Origin of the sequence: Agrobacterium sp. CCNWLW32, from assembly GCF_037083425.1 — a bacterium.
GTDB classification, from domain to species: domain Bacteria; phylum Pseudomonadota; class Alphaproteobacteria; order Rhizobiales; family Rhizobiaceae; genus Agrobacterium; species Agrobacterium radiobacter.
The window spans coordinates 1-14,910 of sequence record NZ_JBAOJM010000010.1; the positions used below are offsets into that span (position 1 = coordinate 1).

The window sequence follows — 14,910 nt, forward strand, 5'->3', positions numbered from 1 at the left end:
TGCGTAATGTTCCGATCTCTTCGGCAAGCGTCTGCGCGATGCTCGGAAATTGCACTGTCATATGGTAACTCTCTGTTTTTACAGTTGAATTAAAAATTTGACCAATAAAAATACGTAATAATAGACGCAAGTAGACCATGGGACATATTGCGCTGCAACCGTAAAATTATCGGCCTGACAGGACGCCAACCCCTGGCGGCGTCATTAGTTCCCCTTCTTTCGTGGGAGATGAGGGCCGCAACGGCGATTCGCGATTCATAAAGTGTCAGAAATTACAACGCAAATTTGAGATTGCTTATTCGTAGTCCTCACGTATTTCGTAGCAATGGTCTGGTCATTAGTGATTCGGTCTCCTTTTAACCTGGGCGGCGTTGGGGAAACAAAGGGGCGCAAGGCAGTGAAATTTTCTGCCTATACTTCATTGCTGTTCTCCGTTGCGGTTCTTTCGGGCTGCAATACTCCCGCGGGCGTTCGGTCGTTCGGCGGCGCGCAGATGGCGTCTCCTTCCGAGGCGCTGGTTTTCCCCCCGCCCGGCGGTCCCGAAATCGTCACCGTGGTCAACCGCACCTATTCCAACGCCGTGGCGCAGCAGGTCATTTTGCGCTCTGAGGCCGCGACCCCCGGGCAGAATTATATCAAGGCTGAGTTTTTCGGCCCGCAACAGGCCGGCGATACCGGTGGCGACGCCCTGGCTTTTTCCGGTTTCCGGGCATCTTCCGTCGCGCGGGAAATCCGCGCCGAGTTTCCGGGCGAAAACATAGCCATGTCGGCAAATTACCTGCAGAACGGTTATGGTGCGTTTTCCTATGCCGCCGGCCACGGCCGCGGCGACGATAGCTGCCTTTATGGCTGGCAGGACATACGCTCGCCGGAAAGCATGCGGCAGGACTTCCGCAATCTAGGACGCATCAAGGTGCGGCTGCGTCTTTGCCAATCTGGCGCAAGCGTCGAGCGGCTGCTGGCGGTCATGTATAATTACACCATTACCGGCACCTATGCCTCGCCAAGCTGGAACCCCTACGGCACGCCGCGGGCCGTCGATCAAAATCTCGGGCGACCCGGGAGCCCGGTCTATCCCATGAAGGCGGAGGATGTGCCGATGCGGCCCGGCGGCGAAGTGACCGCTAGTGTGCCCGTCCGGCCGGTCCGCCGCGTGGCGGCCGTCACGCCCGCGCAGCCGGAACCACAGCCTTTGCCGCCCGTTGCTGCCGTCAATATCCCATCGCCCACATCGACGGGTTCGCCGATCCAGCCTGTTCGATCTTCGGTGGCGGGCAGGCGGATGGACGGCGGGCCGGTGGAAAGCAGCCGGCAACCGTCGCAGGTGCCGCAGGTGTCCATTCCCTCGCCAGCTTGTCTGTCCGGTTCGGGAGCGTCACCAGGATGCAGGTGATCGCCGGAACCAGCGGAGAAGTGAGCGCCGAGGCGCATATCGCAAAATTTCCGGACCTAAATTCCGGATGGGGACGAGAACGGAAAGTTTCTGGATGAACAAGGCCATCACAGTCATTGTCTGGTTGCTTGTGTCGCTTTGCGTTCTGGCCATCGTCACGATGCCGGTCAGCCTGCAGACGCATCTGGTGGCGACCGCGATTTCGCTCATCCTTCTCGCAACGATCAAGAGCTTCAACGGGCAGGGCGCGTGGCGCCTCGTCGCGCTCGGTTTCGGCACCGCCATCGTTCTGCGATATGTCTACTGGCGTACCACGAGCACACTGCCGCCCGTCAACCAGCTCGAAAACTTCATTCCCGGTTTTCTGCTCTATCTGGCGGAGATGTACAGCGTCGTGATGCTGGGGCTCAGCCTTGTCATCGTATCGATGCCGCTGCCGTCGCGCAAGACGCGGCCCGGTTCGCCCGATTATCGGCCGACGGTCGATGTCTTCGTGCCGAGCTACAACGAGGATGCTGAACTTCTCGCCAATACGCTGGCAGCGGCCAAGAACATGGACTATCCGGCTGACCGTTTCACCGTATGGCTGCTGGACGACGGCGGCTCGGTGCAGAAGCGCAACGCCAGCAATATTGTCGAGGCGCAGGCGGCGCAGCGCCGCCACGAAGAGCTGAAGAAGCTCTGCGAAGAGCTCGACGTGCGTTATCTGACGCGCGAACGCAACGTCCATGCCAAGGCCGGAAATCTCAATAACGGTCTTGCCCATTCGACCGGCGAGCTTGTGACCGTGTTCGACGCCGACCACGCGCCCGCCCGCGACTTCCTGCTGGAGACGGTGGGATATTTCGAAGAGGACCCCCGGCTTTTCCTGGTGCAGACGCCGCATTTCTTCGTCAATCCCGATCCAATCGAGCGCAACCTGCGCACCTTCGAGACGATGCCGAGCGAAAACGAGATGTTCTACGGCATCATCCAGCGCGGTCTCGACAAATGGAACGGCGCTTTCTTCTGCGGTTCCGCCGCCGTGCTGCGGCGCGAGGCGCTGCAGGATACGGAAGGTTTCAGCGGCGTCAGCATCACGGAAGATTGCGAAACGGCGCTCGCGCTGCATTCGCGCGGCTGGAACAGCATCTATGTCGACAAGCCGCTGATCGCCGGCCTGCAACCCGCCACCTTCGCAAGCTTCATCGGCCAGCGCAGCCGCTGGGCGCAGGGCATGATGCAGATCCTGATCTTCCGCCAGCCGCTGTTCCGGCGCGGTCTCTCGTTTACGCAGCGTCTCTGCTATATGTCATCGACGCTGTTCTGGTTGTTTCCGTTTCCGCGCACGATCTTCCTGTTCGCGCCGCTGTTCTACCTGTTCTTCGACCTGCAGATTTTCGTGGCCTCGGGCGGCGAGTTCCTAGCCTATACGGCGGCCTATATGCTCGTGAACCTGATGATGCAGAACTATCTCTATGGCAGCTTCCGCTGGCCGTGGATTTCTGAGCTTTACGAATATGTGCAGACGGTTCACCTTCTGCCCGCCGTGGTTTCGGTGATCTTCAACCCCGGCAAGCCCACCTTCAAGGTGACGGCGAAGGATGAATCCATTGCCGAGGCGCGGCTTTCGGAAATCAGCCGGCCGTTCTTCGTCATCTTCGCGCTGCTGGTGGTGGCGATGGCCTTTGCCGTATGGCGCATCTACAGCGAACCCTACAAGGCGGATGTCACGCTCGTGGTCGGCGGCTGGAACCTGCTCAATCTCATCTTTGCAGGCTGCGCGCTCGGTGTCGTTTCCGAACGCGGCGATAAGTCGGCGTCGCGGCGCATCACGGTCAAACGGCGTTGCGAAGTCAAGCTTGAGGGCAGCGACGCCTGGGTGCCGGCTTCTATCGATAACGTGTCGGTGCACGGGTTGCTGATCAATCTCTTCGATAGCGCGACGAATATCGAAAAAGGGGCGACGGCCATCGTGAAGGTCAAGCCGCATAGCGAGGGTGTGCCGGAAACCATGCCTGTCAACGTGGTGCGGACGGTTAAGGGCGAGGGTTTCGTCTCGATCGGTTGCACCTTCTCGCCGCAGCGCGCCGTCGATCACCGCCTGATCGCGGACCTGATTTTCGCCAATTCGGAACAGTGGAGCGAGTTTCAGCGGGTGCGCCGCAAGAACCCCGGCCTTATCCGCGGCACGGCGATCTTCCTGGCCATCTCGCTCTTCCAGACGCAGCGTGGCCTCTATTATCTGGTCCGGACGCTTCGGCCCGCTCCCAAAGACGCCAAACCTGTCGGAGCCGTAAAATGACCGGCCGTAAATCCATCCGGGATTCTCTGGCAGTGCTGGTATGGGGGGCCGTTGCGACGGGCGCGATGGCGCAGTCCTCCCCCTTCGACATGTCGCCGGAACGGCCCGCCCAAACTGCTCCGACACCCGTACCGCCGTCCGCCATTCCGCCTGCCGTACCGCGCCAGCAGCCTCCTGCCCAGAAGCCGGCCCCAACGCCGTCTCAGCCATCCGCCACGCCGCCCTTTTCGGTTCAGCCCGCGCCGCAGCAGCAACAACGCCCCGCCGTTCCGTTGCCGCCGCCGGTTTCGGCTCCTCCGCGTCAGGAAGGCGCAAGGCCGGTTCCGGCGCAGGCCTCGCCGCTCAGCGCCGACAGCCGCCGCCGATATATCCTGCCCTATGAAAAGCTCAGCCTTTCCGGTGAGATCGACCGCCGGCAATGGAGCATCTATCTGACGCCGGAGCAGGTGAATGCCGCCGTTTCGCTCAATATCGGCTATCAGAACGCCATCGTGGTCGCGCCGGAAAGCTCGAATTTTCAGGTCAGCCTGAACAATGTCCCGCTGGAGCCGGCGCGTATTGAAGCGCCCGACAGCGAGGGCAATGTCTCCTTGAAGATTCCGCCCGGCGTCCTGCAGGTCGGCTCAAATGTCGTGAGACTGGGCGTGCAGCAACGCCACAGAACCGATTGCACGATCCAGTCCACCTATGATCTGTGGACCGATGTCGACCCTGCGAGCACCTATATCGGCTTTAATGCCGATGTCGCAGGAAGCTTTGCCAATATCGACGATATTCAGGCAACGGGGCCGGACGGCAAGGCGATGACGTCGATCGAGATTGTCGCGCCGGCACTGGGCAATCCGGCGTTTGCGGATTCTCTCCTGCGTCTTTCACAGGCGCTAGCGCTCAGAACCCAGATGCCGAACCAGGCGATCCGTTTCGTGGCCGCGCCTTCCACAGAACGCAAGGCAGGCACGCTGACGGTCCTCGTCGGAACCGCCCGTGAGATTGCCGGGATAGTCGGTACGCTGCCGCCCGAGGCGTCGGCGGGCGCCTTTGCCGGCTTTGGCGCCGCAGCACCTAGCGGTCTTTCGCCGCTTTTCGTCAGCGGCCCCAGCCCGCAGGCGGTTCAGGCGGCAATAGAGACGCTGTTTTCCTCGATATCGCGTACGCCCGGCGCGCAGAGAACGACCTTTTCAACCCGCAGCTGGCATGCGCCCGATGTGCCGCTTGTGATGTCGGACCGCCGTATCGCGCTTTCCGAACTTGGCCTGGAAAGCACCGAATTTGGCGGCCGGCGTTTCCGCAATGAGTTTTACGTGGGCATGCCCGCCGATTTTTATGCCTCGGCCTATGGCGAGGCGTCGCTTCTGCTCGACGCCGCCTATTCGTCGCAGGTACTGCCGGGCAGCCATATCGATATCTACGTCAATGACGAGATCGCCTCGACCGTGCCGATTTCCAACAATGGCGGCGGCATTTTCCGGCATCTGCCGATCAATGTGACGATGCGTCATTTCAAGCCGGGGCCCAACAAGGTAACCATCGAGGCGGTGCTGATGACGGCGCAGGATCAGGCCTGTGCGCCGGGCGCGCCCGCCAGCACGACCCCGCGTTTTGCGTTGTTCGACACGTCTGAACTTCATATTCCGGACTATGCACAGATCGGCCGCAAGCCCGACCTCGCCGCGATGGCGGGCGCCGGACAGCCCTATCGGACCGGCGGAACTCCTGTTGCACTGTCACTCGACCGTTTTGACACTGACACCATGTCTGCGGCAGCGACGCTGATCAGCCGACTGGCAAGCGTGGCGGGGCATCCCATCAACATCGAGACTGTCGCATCGCCGCTGGTGATCGGCGACCGCGACGCGCTGTTCGTTGGAACGATTTCGCAATTCCCGCAGGCATTGATCGGCCAGTTTAATCTCGTTCCTTCCAGCCAGATATCCTGGAAAATGGGAACCGGCGTTCAGCCGCCCGCCCAGAGCAGCGAAACCCTCTTTAACGACTGGCGGGAGCGGGTGGACGGAGGTGTCTGGGAGGGGCAGGTGTCGTCTCTCGAGGACTGGATGAAGCGGAATTTCGACCTGAGCTCGGATACGCTGCGCTTCCTGCCGGCGGCCGAGCAGCTCTATGCGCCACCCGGCAATGTCTCCTTCATGCTGGCGCAGGGACTCAGCCCCTCCGGCCAGGGGGTGTGGACGCTTGCCACAGCACCGACATCAGCGGAACTTCTTGACGGCATGGCGGCGATGACGCGGGAAAACCGCTGGCGCGGTGTCACGGGTCGTGTCGCCGCCTACGATGCCGCTGCCGAAAAGCTCGAAACGGTGGAGGTGGAGCGGCCGTATTTTTACGTCACGCGGGCGTTTTCCCTGTCCAACTGGAGGCTGGTTGCCGCCAACTGGCTGTCATCCAATGTGCTTTCCTATTCGCTGGCATTCATCGGTTTCGTTTCTCTCCTCGGCGTCGCAACTTTCACGATGCTGCGCATGATGGGGCGGCATCGATGAAGAACGGGATCTCGAAACTGGCCGGCATTCTCCTCGTGTCCGTGATGGCGGTGTTTGCAGGTATTTCGGTCAGCTGCGCCGCTTCGGTCTCACCGGAAGCGTGGTCGACCTATAAGGGTGCATTTCTGGATTCCGGTGGTCGTATCATCGATACCGGCAACGGCAATATCAGCCACAGCGAAGGGCAGGGCTACGGCATGTGGCTTGCCGTGCTTGCAGACAACCTGTCCGACTTCGAATTGATCTGGAGTTTCACACGTACCGAGCTCCTAGTGCGTGATGACGGACTTTCCGCCTGGAAATGGGATCCGCGCACCAAGCCGCATGTCACTGATATCAACAATGCCACGGATGGCGATATTCTGATCGCCTATGCGCTGGCGCTGGCGGCCGGGCAATGGAACCGTCAGGATTATGCCGAAGCATCCGCGGCCATCGCATCCGCCGTTCTCAAGAAGACGGTGGTACAACGTGGCGGGCGGGTGCTGCTTCTGCCGGCTGCCAGCGGTTTTGACGAGGGCGACCGGGAGGACGGGCCAGTGGTCAATCCTTCCTATCTGATTTTCGAGGCGTTTCCGGTCCTCAATCTCGTTGCGCCATCGCCGCTCTGGAAAGCTCTTGCCGATGACGGCGTGGCGCAGATCGGCGCCTTCGCTTTCAGCGATAGAAAACTGCCGGCCGATTGGGTGTCTGTGAAGACGAAGCCGCAGCCGGCGTCGGGTTTTCCGCCGGAATTCGGTTATAATGCGGTGCGTATTCCGCTTTATCTTGCAATGGCGAAGATGGGCTCGCCGGATCTGCTTTCCCGTCTGAAAACCGGCATGACGCTGGAAAGCGGCGCTGCCGGAACCTTCGACCTGAAGAGTGGCGAGGTCAAGGATGTCCTGTCGGATCCCGGCTATCGTATCATTCCGGCGCTCGCCGGCTGCGTCAGCGGGGGGGCGGCCATTCCCGCCGAACTTAAAAACTTTCAGCCAACACTTTATTATCCCTCCACATTGCATCTTCTGGCATTGTCGTTTCTGGCAAGGAATAACGGGGAATGCCGATGAACAAGCCATTGTCGACCTCGGCTCTCATCCTGCTTCTGATTGCGCTCGCCGCCTTCCACTGGCGCGACAGCATTCTCGGGCGGGTTTCGGACGTGCATACCTCGGCGGTCGGTGATAACCGCGCCGTGCAGCGCATTTCGCCGGCAGCCAATCCGGCGCAGATCAACGCTTTCGTCAAAAACCGCGAGATGGCGCAGGTGACTCAGCCCGCGACACCGCCGGTAACGGTGCCGGCGACCGATCCTTTGCCGGTGACGCAGGCCGGCGGGCAAGCACCGCAAACACAGACGGCGCAGGCACCGGCCCCCCGTACGCCCCAGCCCACATCGGGCAGCATGCCCGAAGTCGATCTCAGCGCGCTACGCTATTTTGCGGCGAGAGGCGATACCCAGCGCCTTCAGGCTGAAATCGCGCGTCTTCGCACGCTTTATCCCAACTGGACGCCGCCGGCCGGTCCTCTCGCCATTCCCGAAAACGGCGATCCGCGGCTCGATGCCATGTGGCAGCTTTATACAGATGGCCGTTATGCCGAGGTGAGAAAGGCGATTGCCGACCGCCAGCAGGGGGAACCCGGCTGGCAGCCGCCCGACAATCTGACGGGCATGCTCACCTTGGCCGAAGCGCGCCAGCGGCTCGTCAATGCCTCCGATCTCAAGCAATATGCGACGGTGGTGGATACGGCGGCCAACAATCCCGGCCTGCTGACCTGCAGCGAAGTCGATGTTCTGTGGCGGGTGGCCGACGCCTTCGCCAATACCGACCGGATGGGACGGGCGCGCGACGCCTATCTCTACATTCTCAACAATTGCACTGTTGCAAGCGACAGGCTCGCCACGGTGCAGAAGGCATCTGCGCTTCTGCCGGCGGAAATGATGGACGATCTGCTGGCCAAGGAAAAACCTGGCGCAGACGGCCAACTGGAATTCGAACCGGTGAAGAACGATCTCGCCCGCCAGTTTGTAGCCAAGGCCGGGGAAAAAGTGAAAGAGGGCGAAAAAGAGCGCATCACCGTTCCCTCCGCCTATGTGATGCGGCTTGAGCGGCTTGCCGAAACCGACAAGCTTGCGAGCGACGCCCTGTTGCTCGGCTGGTACAATATCCGCCAGAAGAACATGACAGAGGCGGAAAAGTGGTTCCGCAAGGCGCGGGAAGAGGAAGACAGCGCGTCCGCCTCTCAAGGGTTGGCGCTGGCGCTGATCGACCGTAACGAGCCGCGCGAGGCCGAGGACGTCATGTATAAATGGCGCACGGCTTCCGACGATGCGCTTGCGACCTATCTTGCCGCAACGGCCAATATTCTTGCGCTGCAGCCGCCGGTCGTGCTGCCGCCGGATGTGTTGCAACGCATCGCCGTTGAAACCGTGGCGCGCAAGGATGCGGCCACCGCGCAGCAATTTGGCTGGTACTCGCTCGCCTTCCGGCAGACCCCGCTTGCGTTGCAATGGTTCAGCACGGCTCTTGGCTGGAAGCCCGATGATGAGCCGTCTGCCTACGGCATGGCCGTCAGCTATCACGATCTTCGCAATCTCGCCGGTCTGCGTGGCATCCAGCAGCAATGGGCAAGCCGCTCCCAGCGGATCGCCGATGTGGGAACGGCGCGCATGGTGGATCAGTCCGGGCAGACGGTTGCCCCCATAACCGCGCCATCCACTGCCCCACAGGCGACGGCGCCTGCACCGACCTATGCGCCGCAGGGCGAGACGGCGGTGGTATATGCCCCGCCTGTCGTCCAGCAGCCGGAACCTTCGCGCAAGCAGGCGCGCCGCCCGGCGCAGGTGCAAAGGGAAGCTAGCGCCGCATCGCGCCCACGCTCCTGCGCGGCCTATCCCGATCCGCAGCGTCTGCCGCCGCAGCAGGCGCTCGATCTCGGCTGGTGCCTGATGGAGACGAACCGGCCGGCGGAGGCGCTGAAAGCCTTCGAAGCCGCGCTTGAAGGCGGTCAGTCGGCAGTTAAAAGCGACGCAGCCTATGGCCAGAGCCTTGCTTATCTGCGCATGGGCTTGACGGACCATGCCGCCGTTTCGGCGACGAAATCGAGCATGGACCGCCCGCGCGCGACGGAGCTGCAGGTCTCGATCCTTGCTGACCGCGCGGTTTCTGCCTTCCAGTCGAAGCGTTATGCCGAAACGCTTCTCCTGCTCGACCAGCGGGCACGGCTGGCGGATGAGCGCACGGACCTGATGGTGCTGCGTGGTTATTCCTACCTCGCCATGCGCCGTTACGGCGAAGCGGCACAGATTTTCGAAAGCCTGACAGCCATCGGAAATCAGGATGGGATCAAGGGCCTGGCTGCCGTGCGCGCCGCTCGTCCGAGTAACGGCCCGCAGGGCGGCGGCTGAGGCAGGCCGGCGTGACGCCGGTGGCCGCTTATTTCACGTCGGTGAGGTTGCGGATGATACGCATGAAGATGCGTGCTCCGCTGACGATCAGCGCGTCCGGAAAATCGTAATCGGGATTGTGCAGGTTGGGGTAGTCCCTGCCTGCACCGAGAAAGAACATGGCCGAAGACGAAACGGCGCGAAAACGGCCGAAATCCTCGGAAGCCCGCATGGGCAGCCCTTCCGAACCGTGGGAGATTTTCTCCTCGTCCAGCGCTTGCCGGATATGCTCGACCGCGTCGGGCGCATTTTCGCAATGGAGGAAAATATCGTCATAGGTGATGTCGAGTGCCAGCTTCTGCTCGGCTGCAACCTTTCTCGCCAATGACTCCGCAGCCTCGCAGAGTTTTTCCATCCGGTCGTCGGTCAGTGTCCGCAGCGTCGCCCAGATTTCCGCATCGGCCGGAGAAATGCCGAAAGCGGCTTCACCCATAACGGCATGGGTGATCGTCACCATCGAAAAATCAGGCTCAGGCGGGAAACCGGAGCCGAGTTCGGCCAAGGCCGGCATTAGCTGAGAGATGGCCCGCATGGGGGAAATGCCGTGTTCGGGCGAGGAAGCATGCGCGGTCTTGCCGGAAAGGCGGATTTTGACACCACGCGACGCGCAGTTGACCGGTCCCTCCACGACGCTGACATGGGCGAAAGGCAGGCCCGGCAGGTTGTGGAGTGAAAAGGAGTAGTCCGGCTTTATGTGTTCGAAGCGCGGGTCGGCGAGCACGGCGGCGGCGCCCGCACCGGTTTCTTCCGCCGGCTGGTACAGAAGGATGACGCGGCCGGTCTCCGGGCGCTGCCGGGAAAGGCCGAGCGCCAGCGCCGTCAGAATGGTGGAATGGCCGTCATGGCCACAAAGATGGCCCTTCCCATCAGTGCCGGAGCGGTATTCGGCCTCACTCTTTTCGTGGATAGGCAGAGCATCGAGCTCCGAACGGATCAGGATCGCCGGACCGCTTTTGCCGCTGTCATAAATCGCGGCGACGCCATGGCCGCCGAGATCCGCAAAAAGCTGGTCGGGCTGCGCCTGCTTCAGGAAAGTGCGGATGCGCCGCGCTGTTTCCTTTTCTTCGCCGGAGATTTCCGGATGACGGTGCAGATCATGGCGAAGCTCAACGAGATCGAGCATGTCCTTGTTGGTCAGAAACATCAAAAATCCTTGCAAGTCGTCCGGCCGGTTTTTCCAGCCGCAACTTACAGGGCGTTGCCTTTAATGCAAAACCTTTGGCGGGTGCCAGCGTTTGCCCGCCGTTTTCGGCTTGATGGCGAGCGTGACGATATCTGACGGCAGCGGAACCTTTGTCTTTGCCAGTTCCAGCCTGGCAAGGGCTGCACGGGCTTTTTCTGCATATTCCAGATGCGCCGCATCGTCGGAATGATAATGCTGCAGCCTGTCGAGAATTTCAGCGCCTTCCACCGTTCTTTCGGCGGCAATCAGCGCCACCGCGCATTTATAAAGCGCTTCCCGGTGGAAGGGTGCGCGATTGGTTACCTGGCGGAAGGCCTCGGATGCCTCGTGGTAGTACTGCTGCGCCAGCCGGGCCTCGCCGATGCGAAGCCACAGGACGACGGGTTCCTGGCCAGCGGCCAGAAGGCTTAGAAAGGCGATCTCGGCCTCCCGGAATTCACCCCGGTCGAACGACAGATTGGCGAGCCCGAATTGCGCGCCGAGATGGTCAGGTGCTGCGGCAAGCACCTGCCCGAAGGCGATATTGGCGGCCGCCTTCTGGCCGCTCTTGTAGAGTTTGAGCGCCTGTTCGTAGACAAAACGGATGCTGCGGGGGTGAAGCGTGCCGCCGAGATTTTCGCCCGAGCGGGTGCGGAACAACGTGCAGCTCAGCTTCTGCTCCTCCGGCCCGAAGAAATATTTGTAAGGCTCGTTGCCGCGCAGGAAATCATAGGTCCTGAAACCCTGCTCGATCGCCCGGCGGATGCAGTGGCCATGCAGCACGAGGCCGGGGGAAGGGGTCTTCCAGTTCTCGTCGCGGCCGGTGATATAGAACAGGACCGACTTCTTCTGGCGGTCGATGATATTGGCGAGTGCCCCCAACGGCTGGTCGCCGAACCAGAGGACCGGTACTTCCAGATCGCCGCGGATATAGACATCCATCAACATTTGTCGTGTCGCGCCGATCAGGAGTTCCGTACGCTCCTTGCCCTTGTGCGGCGCCCAGCGGATGCGCCAGAAATCGAACAGGATATCCATATCCCGCCTGATCGTCTCTCTCGTCGCGAAGGTGATGCTATATTCATCGCCGCCTTCGACCTTTCTCAGGAAACGTCGGAGCTTTTGCCGGGTCTGGCTGCTCATATGGCTGTCGAGATAGCTATCGAACGTCTCCGGCAGGGCCACCACTGGGCAGATGCAATTGTTGATGTTGTAGGGGTTGGTCGGCATGTTGTCGCGGAACATGACGAGCGGACCCTGAAGCGCGCGGATCATTGCGTCGCGACGCTCCGGCGGGCCGGAGAGATAATCGAGTTTCAGTTCTGTCCAGTTCTGCTGGCGTATATAGGAGCAGAAACCGGCAACGGCGTGATCTTCATAGTCCGGCAGGGTGATGAAGCCGGTGTAATCCGCCGCCGCATTGCCTGCCATGACGATGCTATCATGGAAGCGGCCGGTTTTCTTGTCCGGTTCGGTGACGATGCGCAGCGGGAAAAACGCCACATAGGGCGAGCCTTCCGGCCGTTCGCGCAGCGCAAGGATGAACCAGCGCCTGCGGCGCGGCATATAATCCCTGAGCCATCCCCAGGAGAGGAAATGCCGGGCATGGGGATCGGCCATGAACACCGCATCCCAGTTTTCGCGGATCGCCTCGAAGCCGGCGTCCGTGTCGATGATATCGATGCGCATTCGTCCCCCTCCCAATACTGATCACACATTCGGGAGGCTTCATTTTATGGGGAAACGGTCGGCTTCAAATATTCCCTTCGGGTGAAAGCCGTACATCAAATGGGATTAGCCCGTCGCCGATCCGCCATCGCTGCGCCGCGACAAAAAAGACCTTGTCAGCCGATGGCAGCGCTCTAACATGCGGGGCTGAATGCGCGGCCGGCTCAACGGTCCGCATGGCACAGGAGTTCTCATATGGCTGTTCCTTATATGCTTCTGACCGGCGCCAGCCGCGGAATAGGGCATGCCACCGTCAAGCTGTTTCAGGAAAAGGGCTGGAGAATTCTCACCGTATCGCGGCAACCCTTCTCCGAGGAATGCCGTTGGCCGTCTGCACGGGAAAGCCATATTCAGGCTGATCTGGAGGACTTGTCCCGTATTGACGCTCTGGCGGACGAGGTGCGTTCACGCCTGCCGGAGGGAAAGCTTGCGGCGCTTGTCAACAATGCCGGAATTTCGCCCAAGGGTGAAGGCGGAAGTCGTCTCGGTGTGAAGGATACGACGGCGGATATCTGGACGCGGGTGCTGAACGTCAATCTCGTTTCGACGGCGCTGCTTGCCCGCGCGCTTTTGCCGGAACTTGAGGAGGCGAAGGGCTCCATCGTCAACGTCACATCGATTGTGGGCTCACGTGTGCATCCTTTTGCAGGCGTGGCCTACGCCACATCGAAGGCGGCGCTCGCGGCGCTGACGCGCGAACTTGCGCATGAGTTCGGCCCGCGTGGCGTGCGCGCCAACGCCATTGCGCCGGGTGAGATCAACACCGCCATCCTCTCCCCCGGAACGGCGGAACTGGTGGACGCGCAGGTGCCGCTCGGGCGGCTCGGCACCACGGCCGAGGTGGCGCAGACCATCTATTTCCTCTGCTCGGAACAGTCGAGCTACATCAACGGCGCGGAAATTCACATCAACGGCGGCCAGCACGTCTGACACGCCGACCATCAACCGAAAATGGAGCCTTTATCGATGACCATCCTGCCGAATTCCGTCGAGGCACGCGATATCGCCTATCAGATGCATCCGAACGTCAATCTGCGCAAATTCGAAAAGACCGGCGGGCTTGTCATCGAGAGCGGCGAAGGCATCTATGTGACCGACAGCAGCGGCAAGCGCTATATCGAGGCGATGGCGGGGCTCTGGTCGGTGGCGCTCGGTTTCGGTGAAAAGCGGCTGGTGGAAGCGGCGACGAAGCAGATGCAGAAGCTGCCCTATTACCACACCTTTTCCTACAAGACGCACGGCCCGTCCGTCGATCTCGCCGAGTTGCTGATCGAGCTTTCGCCGGTGCCGATGTCCAAGGTGCACTTCACCTCCTCCGGCTCCGAAGCCAACGATCTCGTTGCCAAGATGGTTTGGTATCGCTCGAACGCCCTGGGCGAGAAGAACAAGAAGAAGATCATTGGCCGCATCAAGGGTTATCATGGCGTGACCATCGCCTCGGCCTCGATCACCGGCCTGCCGCGCAACCATGAAAGCTTCGATCTGCCGCTGGACCGCATGCTGCACACGGCCTGCCCTTCCTATGTGCATTTCGGCAAGGATGGCGAAAGCGAAGCGGAGTTCACCGCACGTATCCTTGGGGAATTGGAGGATCTGATCCTGCGCGAAGGTCCCGAGACCATCGCCGCCTTCTGGGGCGAGCCGGTGATGGGCGCCGGCGGCGTTCTCCTGCCGCCTGAAGGTTATTGGGAGGGTGTGCAGGCGATACTGAAGAAATACGATATTCTGCTTGTCGTGGACGAGGTGATCTGCGGTTTCGGCCGAACCGGCAAGATGTTCGCCTGCGAGACCTATGACATCAAGCCGGACGTGCTTGTCGTCTCCAAGCAGATTTCGTCGTCCTACATGCCGCTTTCGGCGATCATCATGAATGACAGTTTCTACCAGCCGATTGCCGATGAATCCGATCGTATCGGCTCCTTCGGCCACGGCTACACCGCCTCTGGCCATCCGGTCGCAACGGCTGTGGGGCTGGAAAACCTGAAGATCATTCAGGAGCGCGACCTTGTCGGTAATGTTGCCCGACTGGAAGGAAAGTTCCTCGATCATCTGAACGCGCTTGCCGACCACCCGCTTATTCATTCCTCGCGCGGTATCGGCCTGATCGGCGCGCTGGAGGTAAAGCCATGGGAGGGCATGAAGGCGGGTGATACCACGCTCACGCTGGCTGCGGCCATCGAAAGGGAAGGCGTCATCACCCGGCCGATCGGTGAAGCCATCTGCTTCTGCCCGCCGCTGATCATCACTGCCGAGCAGCTGGACGAGCTGTTTGCCGGTGTGAAGCGCGGTCTCGATAAGGCATTGGCCGCGAAAGGCTGACACTGCACAGTTTGCAATTCCGTAACGGAAAAGCCCGGAGTATCGCAAGATGCTCCGGGCTTTCTGTAGTTGCCTGCCCGGGAAAAACCGGGACAG

General features: G+C 61.0%; 9 protein-coding genes. 7 read left to right on the forward strand and 2 right to left on the reverse strand.

All coding sequences use genetic code 11. From position 1 onward, the window contains the following. Positions 1-493: 493 nt before the first annotated feature. From bcsN to V6R85_RS18965, 5 genes are all read left to right on the forward strand, one after another. Entirely contained in the window at positions 494-1,393 is a 900-nt protein-coding gene (bcsN, locus tag V6R85_RS18945) for a cellulose biosynthesis protein BcsN (RefSeq protein WP_112958650.1), read from the forward strand. A gap of 94 nt (positions 1,394-1,487) precedes the next feature. Beyond that, a complete protein-coding gene (gene bcsA, locus V6R85_RS18950; protein WP_003506371.1) occupies positions 1,488-3,677 on the forward strand; it encodes a UDP-forming cellulose synthase catalytic subunit in 2,190 nt (729 codons plus the stop codon). Continuing rightward, positions 3,674-6,175: a cellulose biosynthesis cyclic di-GMP-binding regulatory protein BcsB gene (locus V6R85_RS18955; RefSeq protein WP_112958614.1), complete on the forward strand. Its 2,502-nt coding sequence runs from the start codon at positions 3,674-3,676 to the stop codon at positions 6,173-6,175. The genes bcsA and V6R85_RS18955 overlap by 4 nt, the downstream gene beginning before the upstream one ends. Next, positions 6,172-7,227 (forward strand): glycosyl hydrolase family 8, encoded by a 1,056-nt coding sequence (locus tag V6R85_RS18960; protein WP_065695084.1) that lies wholly within the window; start codon positions 6,172-6,174, stop codon positions 7,225-7,227. Before V6R85_RS18955 ends, V6R85_RS18960 begins: the two co-directional genes overlap by 4 nt. After that, the gene (locus V6R85_RS18965) at positions 7,218-9,566 is read left to right on the forward strand and encodes a tetratricopeptide repeat protein (RefSeq protein WP_162724170.1); all 2,349 of its coding nucleotides are present in this window, start codon (positions 7,218-7,220) and stop codon (positions 9,564-9,566) included. Before V6R85_RS18960 ends, V6R85_RS18965 begins: the two co-directional genes overlap by 10 nt. Positions 9,567-9,594: 28 nt before the next feature. On the opposite strand, the gene V6R85_RS18970 is transcribed toward V6R85_RS18965, so the two are convergent. Beyond that, positions 9,595-10,749, reverse strand: a complete 1,155-nt coding sequence (locus tag V6R85_RS18970) for an amidohydrolase (protein ID WP_111780242.1) — start codon at positions 10,747-10,749, stop codon at positions 9,595-9,597. Between the two features lie 60 nt (positions 10,750-10,809). Next, positions 10,810-12,456: a GNAT family N-acetyltransferase gene (locus V6R85_RS18975; protein WP_112958615.1), complete on the reverse strand. Its 1,647-nt coding sequence runs from the start codon at positions 12,454-12,456 to the stop codon at positions 10,810-10,812. A gap of 234 nt (positions 12,457-12,690) precedes the next feature. Between V6R85_RS18975 and V6R85_RS18980 the strand changes: the two genes are divergently transcribed. Beyond that, complete coding sequence (locus tag V6R85_RS18980; protein ID WP_003506382.1) at positions 12,691-13,425, forward strand: SDR family NAD(P)-dependent oxidoreductase; 735 nt, start codon at positions 12,691-12,693, stop codon at positions 13,423-13,425. A 36-nt stretch (positions 13,426-13,461) separates the two neighbouring features. After that, positions 13,462-14,814 carry an aspartate aminotransferase family protein gene (locus V6R85_RS18985; protein WP_336377125.1) on the forward strand — a complete coding sequence of 451 codons (1,353 nt, stop codon included), beginning with the start codon at positions 13,462-13,464 and terminating at the stop codon, positions 14,812-14,814. The last annotated feature ends 96 nt before the right edge of the window (positions 14,815-14,910 follow it).

What these genes read in the sequence shown, in the direction of transcription:
- bcsN (WP_112958650.1), top strand. Translation starts at nt 494, where the DNA reads ATGGCGTCTCCTTCCGAGGCGCTGGTTTTCCCCCCGCCCGGCGGTCCC.
- bcsA (WP_003506371.1), top strand. Translation starts at nt 1,488, where the DNA reads ATGAACAAGGCCATCACAGTCATTGTCTGGTTGCTTGTGTCGCTTTGC.
- V6R85_RS18955 (WP_112958614.1), top strand. Translation starts at nt 3,674, where the DNA reads ATGACCGGCCGTAAATCCATCCGGGATTCTCTGGCAGTGCTGGTATGG.
- V6R85_RS18960 (WP_065695084.1), top strand. Translation starts at nt 6,172, where the DNA reads ATGAAGAACGGGATCTCGAAACTGGCCGGCATTCTCCTCGTGTCCGTG.
- V6R85_RS18965 (WP_162724170.1), top strand. Translation starts at nt 7,218, where the DNA reads ATGCCGATGAACAAGCCATTGTCGACCTCGGCTCTCATCCTGCTTCTG.
- V6R85_RS18970 (WP_111780242.1), bottom strand. Translation starts at nt 10,749, where the DNA reads ATGTTTCTGACCAACAAGGACATGCTCGATCTCGTTGAGCTTCGCCAT.
- V6R85_RS18975 (WP_112958615.1), bottom strand. Translation starts at nt 12,456, where the DNA reads ATGCGCATCGATATCATCGACACGGACGCCGGCTTCGAGGCGATCCGC.
- V6R85_RS18980 (WP_003506382.1), top strand. Translation starts at nt 12,691, where the DNA reads ATGGCTGTTCCTTATATGCTTCTGACCGGCGCCAGCCGCGGAATAGGG.
- V6R85_RS18985 (WP_336377125.1), top strand. Translation starts at nt 13,462, where the DNA reads ATGACCATCCTGCCGAATTCCGTCGAGGCACGCGATATCGCCTATCAG.